A 22,094-nucleotide genomic window follows, 5' to 3' on the forward strand; every position below is an offset into this window, starting at 1 on the left:
TCTTCGGTTAGGATGATAAATTTTGATGATTATTCTTATAAAAGCTAATTATTTGTTCTGCTAATTCTATTCCAACTCTTTCCTGTGCCTCAAGTGTATTACCTCCGATATGAGGAGAAAGGGATAATTTTGGATTCATTAATAATGTAATTTCAGGTTTCGGTTCTTTTTCAAAAACATCTAAAGCGGCACCAAATATTTTATCTTCATTAAGCGCATTTATTAAAGCAACTTCATCAATAACTCCTCCACGAGAAGCATTGACTAAAATAGAAGTTTTTTTCATTAAATTAATTTCTTTTTCACCTATAATATATTTAGGCTGTTTAGGAACGTGAACAGAAATTGCGTCTGAGTTTTTTAAAACTTCTTCTATGGTTGTAGTTGTTAAAGTAAAATCAACTTTTTGTCCATCAAAAAAATCTAAAGTTAATGTACGAGTTATTTTTTCGGCATCAGAAACAATAACTTTCATACCTAAAGCCAAACCTATTTTTGCTACTTCCACCCCAATTCTTCCAAAGCCAATAACCCCCAACGTTTTACCTCCAAGTTCCATAGCTTTTCCATAAGATTTTTTTAAAGCAGAAAAATTAGTATCTCCTTCTAATGGCATATTTCTATTTGAGTCTTGTAAAAAACGATATAAAGATAACATATGAGCAAAAACAAGTTCTGCTACAGATCTTGATGAAGCTGCAGGTGTATTTATTACATTAATCCCTTTTTTCTTAGCATAATCCACATCTATATTATCCATGCCTACACCTCCTCTACCAATAATTTTTAAGGTTGGACATGAATCAATTAAATCTTTTTTTACCTGAGTTGCACTTCTCACCAATAAAACTTCTACTTTGTTTTCATTAATAAAATTTGCTAATTGCTCTTGGGCTACTTTATGATTTAAAACTTCTAACCCTTCTTTTTCTAACACTTCTATGGCAGATAATGATATGCCATCATTAGGTAATATTTTCATATTTAAATATATTATATAGATTTTAGGCAGTTTTTTCTAACTCTTTCATGACATTTACCAAAGTCTGAACACCCTCTAATGGCATAGCATTATAAATGCTTGCTCTATAACCACCCACAGAACGGTACCCACCAATTCCAACTATATTGGAATCTTTCCACATTTTATCAAACTTTTCTTTTAACTTTTCCTCATCATTAAGAAAAAAACATACATTCATTAAAGAACGATCTACTTTTTCACATACTCCTCTAAATAAAGGATTTCTATCTACTTCTCCATATAAAAGATCTGCTTTAATTTTATTTCTTTCAGCAGCTGCACTAACCCCTCCTTGTTTTTCAAGCCATTTCAAATTTAATAAAGTGGTGTAAATAGCAAAAACAGGGGGAGTATTAGCCATACTTTCTTTGCTTATATGTACTTGATAATCTAGATAAGAAGGAAGATCACGACCTGTTTTTCCTAATAATGTTTTGTTTACTATCACCAATGTAACTCCAGCAGGACCTATATTTTTTTGTGCTCCTGCATAAATAAGAGCAAATTTATTAAAATTTAATTCTTTACTTAATATATCAGAAGACATGTCGCATACTAATGGTACAGAAGTTTCCGGAAAATCGTGCATTTCAGTACCGTAAACTGTATTGTTAGAAGTTAAATGTAAATAATCTACGTCTAAGGGTATTTCATAATTTTTAGGAATATATGTATAATTAGCCTCTTTAGAAGATGCTAAAACATCAATAAATCCTATTTTTTTTGCTTCTTTAATAGATGCTGAAGCAAAATTCCCACTATCTATATAAGCAGCTTTCGAACCTTTTTTTAAAAAATTTAAAGGAGCCATTAAAAATTGAAGGCTAGCTCCACCTTGTAAAAATAAAACTTCATGATCATCATCCAGCTTCATTAATTTTTTAACTAGGGCCCTTGATTCATCCATAATAGCAATAAAATCTTTACTTCTATGTGATATTTCAATTAATGACAATCCACTTTTATTAAGGTCTAATATTGCTTCTGAGGCCTGCTGAAGAACTTCTTCTGGTAGTGTAGAAGGACCAGCACTAAAATTAAATTTTTTCATTAGTTTAAATTTTTAAGGTTGGGTGCATATCGTTAAATATTAAGATGAAGAATGTAAAAAATTCTTTTTAGCTAATAATTCTTCACTTGTTTCTACATGATTATCATCTGGGACACAACAGTCTACTGGACATACTGCTGCACATTGTGGTTCTTCATGAAATCCTTCACATTCTGTACATTTATCTGTAACTATATAATAAATATCATCGGATAAAGGTTTTTGAGGAGCATCAGCATCAATAGAAAGCCCCGTTTTAGTAACAATCATTCCTGTTAATTCAGTTCCTTCTGACATTTTCCAGTCCACAGCTCCTTCATATATAGCATTATTAGGGCATTCAGGCTCACAAGCTCCACAATTTATACATTCATCTGTTATTTTTATGGCCATACCGAATTATTTACTTTATTTTTGTTGCAAAATTATACAATTTTTTTTACATAATTTATATTAGCCATGAGTTTAGAACAGAAAATAAAGTCCCTTGTAAAAGTTGGTGAAATTTTATATCAATTCAATCAAAACAAGGGTAAAAATTCTTCTTTTTTTTTAGAATTAGATAATATTATAAAGCTTGCTGAAATTAAAAACCCCTGGTTTACGCAAAAAAATATTTTTACCGCATTTGATTATTGGGGAAATATTCTTACTTATGAAAACATCTCTAATTGGATTTCCAAATATAAAACAATAAATCATGCTGTATCTAAAAAAACAATAGGCTTAATATTAGCTGGTAATATACCAATGGTCGGTTTGCATGACTGTATTTGTGTATTAATAACCGGACATAGAGCTCAAATTAAACTATCATCCAAAGACAATATATTAATCCCTTTCATTTTGAATCTATGGAAAAATTTTTATAAAGATTTAGAATTTAAAATTGTTGAAAAATTAGAATTTTATGATGCAGTTATAACAACAGGCAGTAATAATACAGCAAAATATTTTGAATATTATTTTAAAGATATTCCTCACATAATAAGAAAAAACCGAACCTCTTTGGCTATTTTAGAAGGAAATGAATCCGGCAAAGATTTAGATAATTTAGCTAAAGATATATTTACCTACTTTGGCTTAGGATGTAGAAATGTTACACAAATATTTATTCCTGAAAATTATAATCTTGACAATATTTTTAAATCTTTTTTACCTTACCAAGACGTTATAAATCATAACAAATACACTAATAATTATGAGTACAATAAGGCTATATACCTCATGAATGAAGATAAATTTTGGGATAATAATTTTATTATGCTTAAAGAATCTGAAGATTTATACAGTCCTATTGGGGTAATTTTCTATAAGCATTATCAAGAAATATCTTCTCTTAATAATTATATTTCACAAAATAAAAATAAAATTCAGTGTGTCGTTTCTAATTCAGAATCAATACGATTTACAAAAATTTCATTTGGTAAAACCCAATATCCTAAACTTAATGAATATGCAGATGGCATAGATACTATAGAATTCTTATTAACTCAAAAATAAATTATATAGGTTTTGTATTCCTAAATTTAAAAATAAATATTATTTTTACTTTATAAATTATAAAAAATAAATTATTACTCTTATGAAATTATTACAAGGCTTGGGTGTAGCTTTAATAACACCTTTCAATGAAGATGGATCAATTGATTTCCCTGCTTTAGAAAAAATAGTACATTATAATATAGAAAATGGAGTGGACTATTTTGTAGTTTTAGGAACAACTGCAGAAAGTGCTACACTAAGTTCTGAAGAGAAAAAAAAAGTAATTGATTGCATAAAAAAGAGTAATAATAAGCGTTTGCCTTTAGTTTTGGGAATAGGAGGAAATAATACAAATGAAGTAATTAGTCAAATACAATTAGCAGATTTAAAAGATTTTGTATCTATATTATCGGTATCTCCATATTATAACAAACCTTCTCAAGAAGGAATTTACCAGCATTACAAAGCCTTGACCCAAGCTAGTACGAAACCTATTATTTTATATAATGTTCCCGGAAGAACAGCCTCTAACATAGAAGCAGCCACAACTTTGCGTTTAGCAAATGAATTTAGTTCTATTATAGCCATCAAAGAAGCTTCTCCTAATTTTTTACAATCAACTTATATAATAAAAGATAAACCTGAAAATTTTATGGTAATTTCCGGAGATGATGAACTTGCTTTGCCAATAACTCTTGCCGGAGGAAGTGGAGTAATTTCTGTTATTGGACAAGCATTACCTAATTTAGTATCTTCTATGATCCATTTAGGATTAGAAAAAAAAGTAGATGAAGCTTATAAAATTCATTATCAAATACAGAATCTTTTCAAATTAATCTTTAAAGAAGGAAATCCTGCCGGCATTAAAGCATTACTCGCTATTAATGGTTTATGTAAACCTTATACCCGGCTTCCTTTAGTACATGCATCTGAACAATTAATTCACGATATAAAAATAGAGCTAAATCGTATTTCCATGTCATAAGCATTATACATATAAATAAATTTTGACATTGAAAACTCATTCTCTAAGTTCATAAAACGTTAATTTTTATTTATTTGTTTTAATTATTAAAAAAATGTAATTTTGCAAGCTGATGAAAAAAATAATTCTTACAAGTTTTATATTAATGCTTTTAGTAAGTTGTGAAAGAAGATTGAGTCGAGCATTAAAAAGCACTGACAAAGATTTTATATTAAAAGTAGCTGAAGAATATGAAGCTAGAAAGAAATACACACAAGCTATTAGTCTTTATGAATATGCTACAAAATTTGTAGTAGGTACAGATGAAGCTCCAGAAGTAGCTTATAGGAATGCCAACTTAAACTATCAAGATAAGAATTACCGATTAGCTGCCCATCAATTTAAAAATTTTGTACTCTCTTTTCCAAAAGATCCAAGAGCAAACGAAGCGGCTTATATGGTTGCTTATTGTTACTTTATTGATTCTCCGGATTATAACCTCGATCAAACGAATACTTATGATGCTTTAAAAGAATTACAAAATTATATAAATACCTATCCTAATTCTGATAAAGTTTCTTCATGTAATCAAATGATTGATGAACTTAATAGAAAATTAGAGAAAAAAGCGTTTGAAAATGCAAAAACCCTTTATAAAATTACAGAATATAAAGGAGCTATTATTTCATTAAATAATGTTTTAAATGATTTTCCGGACACAAAATTTAAAGAAGAAATAACTATATATCTTTTAAGAGCAAAAACTGAATTAGCTGTTAATTCTATACACAAGTTACAAAAGGATAGAATTACAGATGCTAGAAAAACTTATGATTATTTTATTGCTCAGTATCCAAATTCTGAATATTTTGATGAATCAAAACGTCTAAAAAATAGACTAGATAATGCAGAACTAAGTTATGAAAATACTGAAAAAGCTATACAAGAATCTAAATCAAATTCAGAAGAAAATACCAAAGAGATAGAAAAAGACAGAAGAAAAATCAGCTAATATTAATTATAATAAATATAAACATAGTATCCAAGATATGAATTTAAAAGAATTACATGCACCCTCTAGTACTATTACTTTTAATAAAGAAGAAATTGAAAGTAAAGTTGGAAATATTTATGAAGCCATAGTAATTATTGGAAAAAGAGCCGAACAAATTAATACTATTATAAAAAATGATCTAAACCAAAAATTAGATGAATTTGCTTCTAATAGCGACTCTTTAGATGAAGTGTTTGAAAACAGAGAGCAAATTGAAGTATCTAAATATTATGAAAAACTTCCGAAACCTACTTTAATAGCTATTCAAGAATGGTTAGACAATGAAGTTTATTTTAGAAAAACAGATACCCCGCAAATCTAATTTTTTTCTATGTCGTTTTTACAAGGGAAAAATATATTATTGATAGTAACTGCAGGAATAGCAGCTTATAAAACAGCTTCCCTTGTGAGACTTTTTATAAAAAAAGGTGCCCAAGTGCAAGTAATTATGACTCCTGAGGCTCATAATTTTATAACCCCGCTTACACTTTCTACTCTTTCTAAAAAACCTGTTTATACCCATTTTATAAAAAATGAAACAGGCGAATGGAATAATCATGTTAATTTTGCTTTAAATTCAGACTTTATTGTCATTGCGCCTGCAACTTCTAATACTATATCTAAAATGGCAAGTGCAGAAGCGGATAATTTAGCATTAACCACTTATCTTTCAGCAAAATCTACTGTTTTTTTTGCTCCTGCAATGGATTTAGATATGTATCAAAATCCTATAAATCAGGAAAATATAAAAAAACTACAGTTAAAAGGCGATATATTAATCCCCCCTAATAAAGGAGAATTGGCAAGTGGTTTAGATGGTGAGGGAAGAATGGCTGAACCTGATGAAATAGTTACATATATAGAGCATTTTATAAGAAAAGATTTAGTTTTTTTTGGAAAGAAAGTATTAATTACTGCCGGACCAACTTATGAATCAATTGATCCTGTAAGGTTTATAGGAAATCACTCTTCTGGTAAGATGGGATTTGAATTAGCAAAAGCAGCAGAAAAATTCGGGGCAGATGTTACTTTAATTACAGGTCCTACAAATCAAGTACTTTCTTCTTCATCTAACATTAAAAGAATTGATGTCGTTTCTTCAAAAGAAATGTATAAAGCTGTTTTTGACTATTATGCAAATACAGATATAGCAATTATGGCTGCTGCTGTAGCTGATTATCGTCCTGAAACGGTATCAAAAACCAAAATCAAAAAAACTGAAAATACATTTTCTATTTCTTTTGTTAAAAATGAAGATATACTTTATAACATGGGGAAGACTAAAGAAAAACAATTTTTGGTAGGTTTTGCTTTAGAAACCAATAATGAGGAAGAAAATGCTATAAAAAAATTACAAAAGAAAAATCTTGACATTATTATTCTCAATTCTCTTCAAGATAAAGGAGCCGGTTTTCAATCTGAAACAAATAAAATTACTATTTTTGATAAAAATAGAAAAAAAGAACACTTTGATTTAAAATTAAAATCGAAAGTTGCAGAAGATATTTTACAATATATAGAATCCAAATTATTAGAATCTTCATAATTTCCTAAGGTATGAAACATTTTATATTGCTCTTGTTATTCTTATCTTTTCCTACTTATAATTTTTCGCAGGAACTGTTAGCTAATGTAATTATAAATTACAGTAAAGTACAGGGGTCTAATAATCAGGTATTTATAACTTTAGAAAAAAGTTTAAAAGATTTTATCAATAATACAAGTTGGACAACCCAACATTTATCTTTACAAGAAAGAATCAAATGTTCTTTCAGTATAATTATAGAAGAAAGAAAGTCTACAGATCAATTTAAAGGTTCTATTCTCGTACAATCCAGTCGTCCCGTTTTTAATAGTACCTATCAAACTCCCGTTTTAAATTATCAGGATAAAGATTTTACTTTTAATTATATTGAATCTGAAAATCTTACCTTTAATGGGCGCAGATTTAGTGGAAAAAATTTAGTTGATGTTATTTCTTTCTATGTTTTTATGATCTTAGGATATGATGCAGATACTTTTTCTCCTATGGGAGGAACAGAATACTTTAATACTGCTCAAAAAATATCAGATAATGCTATAAATCAAGGATATAATGGTTGGAATTCTTTTGACGGTCCAAGAACTCGCGGTGGAATTATTGCTGATATTATAAATGATAAGTCTTCCGTTCTCAGAAATATTTCTTATCAATATCATCGATTAGGATTGGATAATATGGCAACTGAAGAACAAAAGGCCAAAACAACTATTGCTAATAGTTTATTAGCATTAAAAACATATTCAGAAAATTTTCAATTTTATCCATTAGACATATTCCTTTCTTCTAAAAAAGAAGAAATCAAAAATATTTTCTCTGGTGGGCAAACTGTGACAGCTGTTAACATAAATGATTTAAAAACTTTACTTCAAAATCTATCCCCAATAAACAGCAGTGATTATTGGAATAAAATTAAAAACTAAAAAACATGTTGACTCATTTATCAATTCGTAATTATGCATTGATAGATAATCTTACTATTGATTTTCCTAACGGACTGATTACAATTACCGGAGAAACCGGTGCGGGTAAGTCTATTATATTAGGTGCTTTAAAATTAGTATTAGGTGAAAGAGCTGAAATTAAATCAATTAAAAATTCTGAAAAAAAATGTTTTATTGAAGCTGATTTTCAATTATCTTCTGGTCAATTTGCAAATTTTTTTATACAAAACGATTTAGATTTTGAAGAAAATACGGTAATACGTAGGGAAATTCTTCCTTCTGGAAAATCTCGTGCATTTATTAATGACACTCCTGTTACTTTAGATACTTTACATGAATTAACATATCAACTTATAGATATTCACTCTCAATTTGAAACTTCTGATTTGTATAATGAAAACTATCAGATGGGATTATTGGATAAATTCTCAGGTCTTGAAATTCAATTTTCTAAATATATTTCTATATATAATCAATATATATTGGAAAAAAAGAAACTTGAGGAGTTAATAAAGCAATTTGATTCAAATAATAATGATTCTGAATATAATAAATATTTATGGGAAGAATTAGAAAATGCTGAACTAGAATCTCTTTCATTTTCTGATTTGGAAAACGAACTGAATATGATGAAAAATTCCGAATTCATTGCTCATATTATTTCCGAATCTCAACAATTATTACAAAATGAGGATATAGGTACTTTAAACCAATTGCAAGAAATTTCTTCACGTATGGATAAAGGAGCTGTTTTGTTATCTGATCTTGAAAAACTTGCCGAAAGGATAAACAGTGTAAAACTAGAATTGCAAGATATCACTTCAGAATATGATCTTTTATTAGAAAAATTAGAATTTAATCCTATAAGATTTGAAGAGCTTAATCAAAAGTTTAATGAAATTAATACCTTATTGCAAAAACATAAAGTAAATTCTGTTGATGAGTTGCTTGAAATTAAAAACCATTTATTAAAAAAAACTACAAATTCTGAAAATTTAGAAAAAGAAATTTCTATTAGTCAGAAACAGATACAAAAATATATAAATGAGCTCAATTTACATGCAACGGAATTACATAATAAAAGATTAGAAAATATTCCATTTCTTGAAAAAAGAATATTAGAAATTCTAACTAAATTAGGAATGGATAAGTCTAAAATAAATATAAAATTAGAAACTATCGATCATTTTAATGGATTAGGTTCAGATAAGATTTCATTTTTATTTTCTGCTAATATGGGGAAAAAGTTATTACCTATTGAAAAATCAATATCTGGAGGAGAACGCTCTAGGGTTATGCTTGCTATCAAAAAAATCATGGCTGAAAATGATAATCTTCCTACTTTGATATTAGACGAGATAGACACCGGAGTTTCAGGAAGAATTGCTAATGAAATAGGCATACTGATGCAAGAAATGTCAAAGACTATGCAACTTATTGTTATAACCCATTTACCTCAAGTTGCTGCAAAAGGGAATTATCAATTTAAGGTTGAAAAAAATGAGGTTGAGAACAAAACTCAAACCCAGATACGTTTACTTACTCCAAAGGAAAGAATAGAGGAAATTGCTCAGCTGATTAGTGGATCAGATGTTACAGATATTGCAAGAGCACAAGCTCAATCACTTCTTAATTAAACTAATAAAACTACATTTACTTTAATGTACTATTGTAAGTTTATATTATTATTTGTTTATTTAAAATAAATTAGTTCTTATAATATTTTGAGATCGTTCTGGTCCTACTGATACTAAATATACTTCTACATCTAAATAACTTTCAATGAAATGTAAATAATCTTGAGCATTTTTTGGTAGTTCATTAAAAGATTTTATGTGAGAAATATCAGACTTCCACCCGTTTAACTCTTTATATACAGCAGTATATCCAGCTAATTCTTCTGTTGTTGCAGGAAAAGAATCAATAATTTTTCCCTCTTTCGTTTTATATGCTGTACATACTTTTATTTTATCAAACTCTGATAAAACATCAAGTTTGGTTATAACTAAATGAGTTATTCCATTAATCATACAAGAATACCGAAGAGCAACCAAATCTAACCAACCACAACGACGAGGTCTTCCTGTAGAAGCTCCATATTCGTTTCCTATTTCTCGAATATGTTCGCCAATATTATCTTCTAATTCTGTAGGGAAAGGACCATTCCCAACTCGCGTACAATAGGCTTTAGACACCCCGATTAAATATTGTAAACTGGTTGGTGGTATTCCCGCACCTACAGAAACTCCTCCTGTAGTAGGTGAAGATGAAGTTACATAAGGGTAGGTTCCAAAATCTATATCTAACATTAACGCTTGTGCTCCTTCAAATAATATTGTACGATCTTGCTGGATGGCATAATTAAGTTCAAATTCACTTTCAATAATCCGATGTTTTAATTTTTGACCAAAGGCTAAATATTTTTGGTATATTTCTTCAAATTTTAAAGGTTTTTTATTAAAGAGCTTTTCAAATAATGCATTTTTTACTAAGAGATTCTCTTTAATTTTAGCTTCTAATATTTCGGGATTAAGCAAATCAATAGCTCTAATTCCTACTCTAGCCACTTTATCTTCATAGCATGGTCCTATTCCTCTTTTTGTTGTACCAATTTGTCCTTTTCCTGCAAATTCTTCTCTATAAGTATCTAATAAAATATGATAAGGCATAATAATATGTGCTCTGCTGCTTATAAAAACATGATCTGTAGCCAAACCTCTTTTTTCAATCTGTTCTATTTCATCAAAAAATGCTTCAGGATTTACTACAACTCCATTTCCTATAATGCATTTTCCTTTACATTGAAGCACTCCTGAAGGTAAAAGATGTAATACAAATTTATCTTCTTTTACATATACCGTATGTCCTGCATTATTTCCTCCTTGATAACGGACTACATAATCAGATTTTTCTGCTAAAACGTCTGTTATTTTTCCTTTTCCTTCGTCGCCCCATTGAAGACCGACCACAACATATGTTGACATATTTTATTTTATTATAGTTGATTATTTTTTATTAGGAAAGAAACAAAGTGTAGATTCTTTCTTTACAAAATTAAATTAATCATGAGAAAAAACCTTACTTTCAAATAAAAGTCAGCTGTTTTTTTATTAACAAAAAAAATATTTTTTGTTAAAAACTTTTTAGTTTTTAGTTTTTATTTAATTTTTTCACCTTTTCATAAAGCTCTTAGATATGGAAGATATTTTGAGCTTATTGAATTTTTTTTACAACTTGAATATTTTATACGAACATAAAGTTTTGTGTAAAAAAATAAAATTTTATGATTTTCTATATTTTTTTTAACCTCCATAACCAAACTAACACAGCTAAAATATTTTTCTTATATTAATACATATGCTTTTGAATTTTAATTCTTGATTTAAAAGATAAAGTTTCTGTATAATTAAATTCTTAAATATATATTTTTGAAATTCTGATTAGAAACAATCGTGAGATTTTTTTATTCCGGAATATTTATTTCCTCCTAATAATTTTATATCCATCTTTACATCCTTTTTATTTATATTTATTACAGCTGCATATAAACCTGTGTTGCTAAACTTGATATAGATTAAATTTAGGAAACTTTCATATTAGAAAACAGAATTTTTCGCATTTAGAGTTTTTCATCTATTTTTTATTATCAGATTAAAAATAAATAAAAAAGAGATTAATTTAAATTATTAATCTCTATTATGTTTGATTATATATATTCTTATTTTGTCGGAATATTCTTTAAGATTTCTAATAGGTATTCCCAAAATTTTTGCACAGATGATATACTTACTTTTTCTTTGGGAGAATGTGCTCCTTTAATAGTAGGACCAAAAGAGATCATATCCATGCCCGGATATTTTTCCCCGATAATTCCACATTCTAAACCGGCATGACAAGCCATAACAAGAGGCTTTTCTTTGTTTTGTTTTTCATAAATATTTTCAGCCAGCTTTAATATTTCTGAATCTGGATTAGGTTTCCATCCTGGATAAGAACCTGTAAATTCTACTTTCATATCTGCTAATTCAAATGCCGCTTTTAAAGAAGTAGCTACCCAATATTTTGAACTATTTACAGATGAACGTGTTAAACAAAGAATTTGGATTTCTCCATTTTTCAATTCTACTCTTGCAATATTATTAGAGGCTTCCACTAAATCTTTTATATCAGGACTCATTCTATATACCCCATTATGTGCTGCTTGTATTGCCGATATAATTTTTTTACTATCTTCAAAGTTTAAAGAGGAGGTCTCTCCTTCTATTTTAGTTAATTCTATTTCTAAATTCTCTTCTATAGTGGAAAATTCTGTTATTATTTCTTCTCTTAATTTTTCAAATTGCTGTATTAGTTTGTTTTTTTGATTATCCATTAAACAAAAAACAGCTTCTGCTTCTCTGGGGATAGCATTTCTTAAACCGCCTCCATCAAATGAAATTAAATGTATCTGTAAATCAAGGAAATCATATAAAAAACGATTTAAAAGTTTATTGGAATTGCCTAATCCTTTATGTATTTCCATTCCCGAATGACCTCCATGCAATCCTTTTAATACCAATTTATAAATACTATAATCATAAGGTATTTCAATTTCGGTATATTTGCCTTTTGCAGTTACATCAATTCCTCCGGCACATCCTATATCTATTTCATCATCTTCTTCTGTATCTAAATTTAATAAGATTTCACCAGATAATAATCCTGACTTTAAACCAAAAGCTCCAGTCATTCCGGTTTCTTCATCTACAGTAAACAAAGCTTCAATGGCTGGATGTTGTATTTCTTCAGAAGATAAAATGCTCATAATAGTAGCAACTCCTACCCCATTATCAGCTCCTAAGGTAGTACCTTTAGCTTGTACCCAATCTCCATTTATTTCCATCTTAATACCTTCAATGTCAAAATCAAAATTAATATCATTATTTTTTTGACAAACCATATCTAAATGTGATTGTAAAACAACTTTTTTATGTTTTTCAAACCCCGGGCTTGCTGCTTTTTTTATAACAATATTTCCTACTTCATCTTCTAAAGTTTCTAAATGCAGAGTGTTTCCAAAATTTTTAATAAATTGTCTTACCTTTTCTTCTTTTTTAGAAGGACGTGGTACAGCATTCAAATCTGCAAAATAATTCCATAATTTTTTTGGTTCCAAATTTCTGATCTCTTGATTATCCATAATTTTCTTCTGTATTTTTTATTGATCAAAGTTCGGAATTTTCTAGTTATGAAAGACTATATTCATAGAACTTGATTTTTTTATGTCTAATTATAATTTTAATTTTAGCCTTAAAATAATTTATGAAGCTAGTCAATAATCCATTAAAATTAATTATGAAAAAGAAAAATTATGTAATTAAAATTGTATTTCCATTGTTACTGATAAATTTTATTTACGGACAAAATGAATATGGTTTTTATTCCAATAAATTATACAAAATAGAAACTCAAAATAATAAAGAATTATCATTCGATCACAAATATGCTAATTCATTTAAAATATGTAGATATTGCGAAAGTAAAGAAGAAGAGGCACGTCAAAATGAAATTAGCCTTTACCCCAGAGAAATTTTTAAAGTTACAGCTAAGCGTGCATATTTTTATTCTTCTCCAGATGTTAATTGTCTAATTAGCCCAAGTCTTTTTATTGTTCACAATGATAGGGTAATTGTTTATTCTGAATATGAGGAATTTTATTTTGTAATGTATTTAAAAAAAAATGGAGGAGATATTAGTGGATGGATGCCTAAAAAACAACTTACATCTACTGGTGAAAATATAGGTTCTAATAATTAAATATAAATTAATATTAGTAAATATCTTCTCATTCCAATATAATTTAGATTTAAAATTATGAACATTATGAGTTGATTAAAATCAAATTTTTTAATCGAAAAATAATTTTAATATAAATATTTAATAAAGTTAATTTTTATACTAACTATATAAACAATTAATTTAAGCTTTTTTATGTATGTATATATTATTTAATATTGCAATTGGGGTATAATATATAATAAGTGATAATTTACTAAATTATTAATAGGTTTTTTTACAATTTCCCCTATTGTTAAATGATACTTTAATGCTACTGCTCTTAAAATATCTTCATAATAATGCGCTATAGAACCTATAAAATTAATTTCTAAATTTTTTGCATCTGTAAAAGCCATCACTTGGTTTTCAAAAAAAGTTTTCATTGCATCGTAAACCAAATTTTGAAAAAAAGGTTCCCTTTTATTTTCTACTATAAATCGATTAAAACTAGCAACAAAAGAATTGGCCCTTGGTTTTTGGTATACATTTTCTAATAATTCATCAATAGTTAATTTATATCTTTCCTTAAATTTTATTGATAAATATTCAGGTAATTTTTTATTAAAATAAGCATTTAATAATTTTTTACCTAAAAAGCTACCACTTCCCTCATCTCCAATAATCCAACCTAAAGAATGGATTTCTTTTTTGATTTCATTTCCATCAAAATAACAAATATTAGAACCTGTACCTAAAATACATATTAAAGCAGGTTTACCAAAGTAAGCTGAATAGGCTGCTCCTTTTAAATCATCTGTAATATTTATAACAGCATAAGGAAATAATTTTCTTAATATCTTTTCAATTATTGAATCAACAGATTTAGAAGAGCATCCGGCTCCATAAAAATAAAGATGTTTTATTTTTTGTGAAACACTATATATCTTTTTATTATTATGAATTTCTTTATCCATTTCTTCAGGTAGAGTAAATCTGGGATTAAAGCCTATTGTCTCTTCCCTTAATACTTCTTTTCCATTTTTCTCAATAATTACCCAATCAGTCTTAGTTGATCCACTATCTATAATTGCTATCATAATTATTCATATTTTATGTTTAAATTCATTTATTATATACTAAAATATAATCTAAAAAAAATTCAAAATAATGAAATTAATCATTATCTATTATTAAAATTATTATTTTATATAAAAAATACAATTAATTTTTAAATTTATAAAAATATAAAAGATAAGTTAAAATAGATATTTCATAAATCACTGTTCAATAAATATTTATTTTTTATTCTAAAAATTTATTGTAATTTAATTATCTTTGAAAAGTCAAATATTATTATTTATATGAAAACTAAGTATAAACCTATTGGAAAAAATTTATTTATAAAAAATAGACAAAAATTTGTTCAAAGAATGGAGCCTAAATCGATTGCTATTTTTAATAGTAATGATATATACCCCATAAGTGCAGATAGCACACTTCCATTTCAACAACATCGTGATATTTTTTACCTTTCAGGCATCGATCAAGAAGAATCTATACTGGTTATATGTCCTTATGCTTATCTTGAAGAGCATAGAGAAATGCTTTTTATACGTGAAACTAATGAACACATAGCTATATGGGAAGGAGAAAAATATACTAAAGAACAAGCTACAGAAGTATCAGGAATTAAAAATGTCTATTGGCTTCAAGATTTTGATAAAATACTAGATATTGTTATTCCACAAATGGATAATATTTATATAAATATTAATGAACATTACCGAGCTGAAAAAGTAGTAGAAACCAGAGAAGATCGATTTATAAAAAAACTTCAAAATAAATACCGAGCACATAATTACCTTAGAAGTAACCCTATTTTACAACATTTAAGATCTATAAAAGAACCTGAAGAACTTGAAATTATACAAAAAGCTTGTGATATAACAGAGAAAGGATTCCGAAGAATATTAAATTTTGTAAAACCAGGTGTATGGGAATATGAAATAGAAGCAGAATTATTACATGAATTTATACGTAACAGATCTAATGGTTGGGCCTATACTCCAATAATAGCATCAGGAAAAAACAGCAATGTATTACATTATATTTTAAATAACAAAGAATGTAAAGACGGTGATGTTATTTTATTAGATGTAGGGGCTGAATATGCGAACTATTCTTCTGATATGAGTAGAACCATTCCGGTAAATGGGAAATTTACAGATCGACAAAAAGAAGTATACAATTCCGTAATGAATGTTAAAAATGAATCTACAAAACTCTTAATTACCGGTAATAACTGGTATAGCTATCATGAAGAAGTAGGTAAAATTATGACTGAAGAATTATTAAAATTAGGATTACTTACCAAAGAAAACATTAAAAATCAAGATCCTAAATGGCCGGCATATAAAAAATATTTTATGCATGGTAATTCTCATCATATGGGATTAGATACTCATGATTATGGTATATTAACTGAATCTTTTGTTCCCAATATGGTATTTACAGTTGAACCGGGCATTTATATTCCTGAAGAGGGTTTTGGTATTAGAATTGAAGACAATGTGGTAATTCAATCTAATGGAGAGCCTTATAATTTAATGAGAAATATTCCTATAGAAGCAGATGAAATAGAAGATCTTATGAATTCTGCTCCTTCATAAAAATAATATAATTTCTAAACTTTTACATATGTTCAAATATAAAGATGTACAAAGAGTTGAGCGGATATCAAAAGATGATTTCTACCATAACTTTTACAAGACACAAACTCCGGTAGTAGTAGAAAAACTTACCGAAGACTGGCCTGCATATAAAAAATGGAATTTTGATTATATAAAAGAAATTGCCGGTGATAAAATTGTTCCTTTATATAATAATGATCCTGTTAGTGCAGATAAAAAAGTTAATGAGCCGGATGCCCGGATGAAAATGTCTGAGTATATAGATTTACTTTTAAAAGGTCCTACAGATCTAAGAATTTTTTTATTTAACCTTCTAAAACAGGCTCCTTCTCTCCAAAATGATTTTTCATTTCCTGACTTAGGACTAAATTTATTTAAAAGTTTACCTATGTTATTTTTTGGCGGAGCAGGATCTAATGTTTTTATGCATTTTGATATTGATTTGGCTAATATTTTACATTTTCATTTCGCCGGAGAAAAACAATGCATTTTAGTCCCTCCTGGTGATACAAAATATATGTATAAGTTACCCTATGCTAATATATGTAGAGAGGATATAGACTTTGATAATCCTGATTTTGAAAAATGGCCGGCACTAAAATATGTCAATACATATAAGGTTCATTTATCTCACGGAGAAATGCTTTATATGCCAGAAGGATGGTGGCATTATATGCAATATCTGACCCCTGGTTTTTCAATGAGTTTACGTTCATTAGCTAAAAGACCTGCCAATTTTACAAATGCCGTACTAAACCTTTTTGTTAAAAGAAATTATGATAATTACATGAGAAAGAAACATGGTAAAAAATGGTTAGACAGTAAAAATGAGAAAGCTATAATAAACACTAATAAAGTTTTACAATCTTTATAAAATGTAATTTTTAAAAAGGAGATTAATTTATGATTAATCTCCTTTTTATTTTATACTTTGTAAAAATTATATTTTTTAATATATACAATTATTAATTAGTTCTATTCAATATAAATAATTATCTCTATATATATATCAAACAACTATTTATCCTTTAATATAGTTTATTCATTTTTTGATAATTATGATGAAAATTAAAATCTATATTTTATAATATACTCAGCTTTGAATCTCAACTATAATACGGATAGTGAATGGAAAGAATTATAAAGATATTTTATTGATTATATAAATTATTAATTTTTGTTTAAAATAAAATATTTTATTACATTTGAAAAAAGGAATATATAATGATAACATTACTTTATACAGGAGTTTGGCCATTTGCTAAATTTATAGGTTTTCTATTATTTTTAATTATTGCTACAATGGGTTTTTGGTGTTTAATGTTTTTAGTGAGTATTCTTCCGTATTGGCTTACATATGGTATTGCAGAAAACAAAGGTAAAATAAATGCTGATGTTGAACCTGACTCTGTAAGAAGAAAAACCTTAGCAGAACAAGAAGGTGTTGAGGTTGTATTCAAAAAATAAAATCAAGACTTCAATAAAAATAAAAGAGCCGCTATAAAGCGGCTCTTTTATTTTTATTAATTAATTTTAAATTCAGTTATATTTATTTACAAAAACACAAAAAAATAATTTAGTGTTTAGCTATAATCTTTAATGTTTCTTGAGCTATGGCCAGTTCTTCATTGGTAGGAATTATTAGTATTTTAATTTTAGAATCTTCTGACTGAATTTCGACTACTCTGTCAGGAGAATTAAATTTTTCATTTTTTTCTTTATCCAATTTAATGCCTAAAAAATCAAGATCTTTACATATTAAATAACGAAGATTACAATCATTTTCACCAATTCCTGCAGTAAAAATAATAGCTTCAGCACCGTTTAAAGCCGCCATATAAGCTCCTATGTATTTTTTTACCCGATAAGAATATAAATCCAAACACAAAACAGCATTTTTATCTCCCTCATAACTTAATTGTTCAACATCTCTTGCATCGCTTTTTCCCGTCATTCCAAGCATTCCTGATTTTTTATTTAGTAAATCATCTAATTCTTCGAAATTCACTCCACATTCTCTCACCATATAAAATAAAGCAGAAGGATCTATATCTCCACTTCGGGTTCCCATTACCAATCCGTTAAGTGGAGTAAATCCCATAGAAGTATCTATACTCTCTCCATTTTGATTAATTGCAGTAATACTTGCACCATTTCCTAAATGCAAGCTAATCGTTTTAACATTTTTATTTTTTAAATAATTGGCTGCCTGCTCACGAACATATTTATGACTGGTACCATGGGCTCCATAAACTCTGATTTTATGATTTATATAAAATTCATTAGGAATAGCATATCTAAAAGCTTTAGCAGGCATAGATTGATGAAATGAGGTATCAAAAACTGCTACCTGAGGTACATTCTTAAATAATTGTTCGGCAACTTCTATTCCTAAAAGATTTGCAGGATTATGTAGAGGAGCGAGTGGACTAATTTTTCTTATAAATTCTTTTATTTCTTTTGTTATAAGAACAGGATGTGAAACACTTTCTCCTTGTACTACCCTATGCCCAATAGCATCAACTTCTGACACATCCTTTATTACTCCTATTTTACTATCTGTGAGTAAATTAACTATTACTCTCATTCCTTCTATATGTGAAAGGAAATTCTGATTAATTTCTACTTTTTCTAAATTATCATTTTTATAATATTTATGAATAACTTTACCTCCTTCAATACCAATTCTTTCAATTAATCCTTTAGCTATTAATGCATTAGAATTCATATTCAGTAATTGATATTTTATAGACGAACTTCCTGCGTTGATAATTAATATTAGCATTCTTAAATTTTTTACAAAAATAATGCTTTTTAGACTATAAGTAAAAATAGAACTTATAAATTTAATATAAGATTATTATTAATATATTAATAACTACTTTTTATTTGTACAATAAAAAAAGTTTATTATATATCTAAATTTTTTCATAGAATATATAATAAACTTAAAAGTTTTATATATAAAATTAAGTCCTAGCAAGAAGTAGACTAGTATCTATACAGGTCTGATTTAAATGGTCCTTCTACAGTAACTCCAATATATTGAGCTTGTTTTTCTGTTAAAATATCTAATTCCACTCCTATCTTAGGTAAGTGTAAAAGTGCAACTTTTTCATCCAAATGTTTAGGCAAAGTATATACTTTATTTTCATATTTTCCAGGATTTTGCCATAATTCAATTTGTGCTAAGGTTTGGTTACAAAAAGAGTTACTCATTACAAAACTAGGATGTCCGGTTGCGCAACCTAAGTTCACCAAACGACCTTCTGCTAAAACAATAATATCTTTTCCATTAATGGTATATTTATCCACTTGAGGTTTGATGGTTACTTTTGTATTTCCATAGTTATGATTTAGCCAAGCCATATCTATTTCATCATCAAAGTGACCAATATTACAAACTATTGTCTTATCTTTCATAGATTCAAAATGTTTCCCTTGTATTATATCACAATTTCCTGTACAAGTGATCACTATATCGGCTTTTTTTATAGCGTTATCCATTTTTTTAACTTCAAAACCATCCATAGCTGCTTGTAAAGCACATATAGGATCAATTTCTGTGACAATAACACGAGCTCCTGCCCCCCTAAATGAGGCAGCACTTCCTTTACCTACATCTCCATAACCTGCAACTACTACTACCTTACCGGCCATCATTACATCTGTGGCTCTCCTTACAGCATCAACAGCAGATTCTTTACACCCGTACTTATTATCAAATTTAGATTTAGTTACAGAATCATTAACATTTATAGCAGGTATTAACAAAGTACCGTTTTTAACTCTTTCATATAATCTATGTACTCCGGTAGTGGTTTCTTCTGAAAGTCCTTTAATATTTTTTATTAATTCCGGATATTTATCTAATACCATATTAGTTAAATCACCACCGTCATCTAAAATCATATTCAACGGTTTTCTTTCTTCTCCAAAAAATAAAGTTTGTTCTATACACCAATTAAATTCATCTTCATTTAAACCTTTCCATGCATAAACAGAAGTTCCCTTAGCAGCTATAGCTGCTGCTGCATGATCTTGAGTGGAAAAAATATTACACGAACTCCAGCTAACCTCTGCTCCCAAAGCTTGTAAGGTTTCTATTAAAACTGCAGTTTGAATTGTCATATGTAAACAACCTGCAATTCTTGCCCCTTTCAACGGTTGTTCATTTTTATATTCTTTACGTAGTGCCATTAATCCTGGCATTTCAGCTTCTGCTAATTCAATTTCCAATCTACCCCATTTAGCTAAAGAAATATCTTTGACTTTATATGGAATATATTCTGTTTTAATACTCATAATACAAATTTAACATTTTTGCAAAGTTATTAATTTTAATCTGAGCAACAAAAATCTCTTTTACATCCATTTGTTATTTATTTTATTATAAATTTATTTAATTTTTATATTTTAATAAAAGAATATACATAATTCCGAATAATAGTTAAATTTAACATAATAAAAAAATATTAATTTATCCTTTGAGATTTTATAATTAAATGTCTAATAAAAATTAAATAAAGAAATATCAAAAAATTGTAGATTTATATATGAACAATTCACAATTAAAATTAAGTATATTAGATCAGGTATATATAAGAAAAAACAGTACCTCTACAGAGGCTTTAAAAGAAACTACAGATCTTGCTATTTTTGCCGATCAATTAGGATACACCCGGTTTTGGGTATCTGAACATCATAATTTTCCTTCTTTAGCAAGTCCTGCTCCTGAAATACTAATTGCACATTTAGCAGATCATACACAAAATATCCGAGTGGGTTCCGGTGGAATTATGTTGCCTAATCATAGTACTTTAAAAATGGCAGAGAATTTTAAATTATTAGTGTCTCTTTTTCCGGGAAGAATCGATATGGGAATTGGCAGAGCACCCGGAACAGATAGATTTACCGCTTCTCTATTGAATCCTTCTAATACATTCAGCGAACAAAACTTTATTGAACAATTATATCATCTGGAAGCATTTTTTCAAAATATAAAAAAAGAAGGTACATTATTTGAAAAAGTACAAGCCATCCCCATTACTCATAACATACCCGAATTGTGGTTGCTAAGTTCAAGTGGAGAAAGTGCTATGTTTGCCGCACATTTTGGTATGAAATTATCTTTTGCTCATTTTATTAATGGCAATGGTGGAGAGAAAGCTATAAAATCTTATAAAGAGCAATTTCGCCCGTCTCAAAACCTAAGTAATGCTAAAGCTAATGTAGCTATATTTGCTTTTTGTAGTGAAGATGAAAAAGCTATTCATAGAAATGAAGCTATTATGGACTTTCGTTTTATTCAACTGGAAAGAAAAAACGGAAATTTTAATGCAGTAACATACAATGATATAAAAAATGAAATATATTCTTCCTATGAAAAAGAAAGAATAATGGCTAATCGTAAAAGAATGATTTTCGGTACTCCTAAAAAAATGAAAAATGATATAGAAAAATTGGCTTCAGATTATGGTTTAGAGGAAATAATGCTAATTACATATGCTGAAAATAAAGAAGAGCGATTTAATTCTTACAAACTATTGGCTGATATTTTTTTTAATAATAAAAGAAATTGATAA

The 22,094-nt window shown here is 27.9% G+C and carries 20 protein-coding genes; 12 read left to right on the top strand and 8 right to left on the bottom strand.

What is annotated here, in order from left to right; genetic code table 11:
• Positions 1-7: 7 nt before the first annotated feature.
• Genes C4S77_RS08185 through C4S77_RS08195 form a run of 3 tightly spaced genes read right to left on the bottom strand, consistent with a single transcriptional unit; the run spans position 8 to position 2,468 of the window.
• Positions 8-982: a D-2-hydroxyacid dehydrogenase gene (locus tag C4S77_RS08185; RefSeq protein ID WP_105247130.1), complete on the bottom strand. Its 975-nt coding sequence runs from the start codon at positions 980-982 to the stop codon at positions 8-10.
• A gap of 22 nt (positions 983-1,004) precedes the next feature.
• Positions 1,005-2,075: a 3-phosphoserine/phosphohydroxythreonine transaminase gene (gene serC, locus C4S77_RS08190; protein WP_105247131.1), complete on the bottom strand. Its 1,071-nt coding sequence runs from the start codon at positions 2,073-2,075 to the stop codon at positions 1,005-1,007.
• A gap of 39 nt (positions 2,076-2,114) precedes the next feature.
• On the bottom strand, positions 2,115-2,468 hold the full coding sequence (locus C4S77_RS08195) for a 4Fe-4S dicluster domain-containing protein (RefSeq protein ID WP_105193207.1): 354 nt from the start codon (positions 2,466-2,468) through the stop codon (positions 2,115-2,117).
• Positions 2,469-2,534: 66 nt separating this feature from the next.
• Between C4S77_RS08195 and C4S77_RS08200 the strand changes: the two genes are divergently transcribed.
• The 7 genes from C4S77_RS08200 (at position 2,535) to recN (ending at position 9,699) form a co-directional block, all read left to right on the top strand.
• A complete protein-coding gene (locus C4S77_RS08200) occupies positions 2,535-3,578 on the top strand; it encodes an acyl-CoA reductase (protein ID WP_105247132.1) in 1,044 nt (347 codons plus the stop codon).
• A gap of 82 nt (positions 3,579-3,660) precedes the next feature.
• On the top strand, positions 3,661-4,545 hold the full coding sequence (gene dapA / locus C4S77_RS08205; protein ID WP_105247133.1) for a 4-hydroxy-tetrahydrodipicolinate synthase: 885 nt from the start codon (positions 3,661-3,663) through the stop codon (positions 4,543-4,545).
• Positions 4,546-4,657: 112 nt separating this feature from the next.
• Positions 4,658-5,536: an outer membrane protein assembly factor BamD gene (locus C4S77_RS08210; protein WP_105193201.1), complete on the top strand. Its 879-nt coding sequence runs from the start codon at positions 4,658-4,660 to the stop codon at positions 5,534-5,536.
• Between the two features lie 37 nt (positions 5,537-5,573).
• On the top strand, positions 5,574-5,900 hold the full coding sequence (locus tag C4S77_RS08215) for a DNA-directed RNA polymerase subunit omega (protein ID WP_105247134.1): 327 nt from the start codon (positions 5,574-5,576) through the stop codon (positions 5,898-5,900).
• 9 nt (positions 5,901-5,909) lie between these two features.
• On the top strand, positions 5,910-7,124 hold the full coding sequence (coaBC, locus tag C4S77_RS08220; RefSeq protein ID WP_105247135.1) for a bifunctional phosphopantothenoylcysteine decarboxylase/phosphopantothenate--cysteine ligase CoaBC: 1,215 nt from the start codon (positions 5,910-5,912) through the stop codon (positions 7,122-7,124).
• A gap of 11 nt (positions 7,125-7,135) precedes the next feature.
• Positions 7,136-8,041, top strand: coding sequence for a type IX secretion system protein PorD (gene porD, locus C4S77_RS08225; RefSeq protein ID WP_105247136.1), 906 nt, complete (start codon positions 7,136-7,138; stop codon positions 8,039-8,041).
• Positions 8,042-8,046: 5 nt separating this feature from the next.
• Positions 8,047-9,699, top strand: a complete 1,653-nt coding sequence (recN, locus tag C4S77_RS08230; RefSeq protein ID WP_105247137.1) for a DNA repair protein RecN — start codon at positions 8,047-8,049, stop codon at positions 9,697-9,699.
• Positions 9,700-9,759: 60 nt separating this feature from the next.
• Here the strand turns inward: recN and C4S77_RS08235 are convergent, their stop codons facing one another.
• Entirely contained in the window at positions 9,760-11,046 is a 1,287-nt protein-coding gene (locus tag C4S77_RS08235) for an adenylosuccinate synthase (RefSeq protein WP_105193191.1), read from the bottom strand.
• A gap of 734 nt (positions 11,047-11,780) precedes the next feature.
• Entirely contained in the window at positions 11,781-13,241 is a 1,461-nt protein-coding gene (locus C4S77_RS08240; protein WP_105193189.1) for an aminoacyl-histidine dipeptidase, read from the bottom strand.
• A 155-nt stretch (positions 13,242-13,396) separates the two neighbouring features.
• On the opposite strand from C4S77_RS08240, the gene C4S77_RS08245 reads away from it, so the two are divergent.
• On the top strand, positions 13,397-13,858 hold the full coding sequence (locus tag C4S77_RS08245; RefSeq protein ID WP_105247138.1) for a hypothetical protein: 462 nt from the start codon (positions 13,397-13,399) through the stop codon (positions 13,856-13,858).
• 191 nt (positions 13,859-14,049) lie between these two features.
• Here C4S77_RS08245 and C4S77_RS08250 read toward each other — a convergent pair whose 3' ends face one another.
• Positions 14,050-14,916, bottom strand: coding sequence for a BadF/BadG/BcrA/BcrD ATPase family protein (locus tag C4S77_RS08250; protein WP_105193185.1), 867 nt, complete (start codon positions 14,914-14,916; stop codon positions 14,050-14,052).
• A gap of 264 nt (positions 14,917-15,180) precedes the next feature.
• On the opposite strand from C4S77_RS08250, the gene C4S77_RS08255 reads away from it, so the two are divergent.
• The 3 genes from C4S77_RS08255 to C4S77_RS08265 all read left to right on the top strand — a co-directional run bounded on the left by C4S77_RS08255 (position 15,181) and on the right by C4S77_RS08265 (position 17,976).
• On the top strand, positions 15,181-16,488 hold the full coding sequence (locus tag C4S77_RS08255) for an aminopeptidase P family protein (RefSeq protein ID WP_105247139.1): 1,308 nt from the start codon (positions 15,181-15,183) through the stop codon (positions 16,486-16,488).
• Between the two features lie 28 nt (positions 16,489-16,516).
• Positions 16,517-17,383, top strand: a complete 867-nt coding sequence (locus C4S77_RS08260; RefSeq protein ID WP_105247140.1) for a cupin-like domain-containing protein — start codon at positions 16,517-16,519, stop codon at positions 17,381-17,383.
• Between the two features lie 350 nt (positions 17,384-17,733).
• Positions 17,734-17,976, top strand: coding sequence for a hypothetical protein (locus tag C4S77_RS08265; RefSeq protein ID WP_105247141.1), 243 nt, complete (start codon positions 17,734-17,736; stop codon positions 17,974-17,976).
• Positions 17,977-18,085: 109 nt separating this feature from the next.
• Here C4S77_RS08265 and C4S77_RS08270 read toward each other — a convergent pair whose 3' ends face one another.
• Together C4S77_RS08270 and ahcY are read right to left on the bottom strand one after the other, a co-directional pair.
• Positions 18,086-19,294 (bottom strand): acetate/propionate family kinase, encoded by a 1,209-nt coding sequence (locus tag C4S77_RS08270; RefSeq protein WP_105247142.1) that lies wholly within the window; start codon positions 19,292-19,294, stop codon positions 18,086-18,088.
• A gap of 206 nt (positions 19,295-19,500) precedes the next feature.
• Positions 19,501-20,814 carry an adenosylhomocysteinase gene (ahcY, locus tag C4S77_RS08275; protein WP_181042852.1) on the bottom strand — a complete coding sequence of 438 codons (1,314 nt, stop codon included), beginning with the start codon at positions 20,812-20,814 and terminating at the stop codon, positions 19,501-19,503.
• 251 nt (positions 20,815-21,065) lie between these two features.
• Here ahcY and C4S77_RS08280 point away from each other — a divergent pair, with 251 nt between their 5' ends.
• Positions 21,066-22,091: an LLM class flavin-dependent oxidoreductase gene (locus C4S77_RS08280; RefSeq protein ID WP_105247144.1), complete on the top strand. Its 1,026-nt coding sequence runs from the start codon at positions 21,066-21,068 to the stop codon at positions 22,089-22,091.
• Positions 22,092-22,094: the final 3 nt, after the last annotated feature.

Source organism: Apibacter adventoris (genome assembly GCF_002964975.1).
Taxonomy (GTDB): Bacteria; Bacteroidota; Bacteroidia; order Flavobacteriales; family Weeksellaceae; genus Apibacter; species Apibacter adventoris.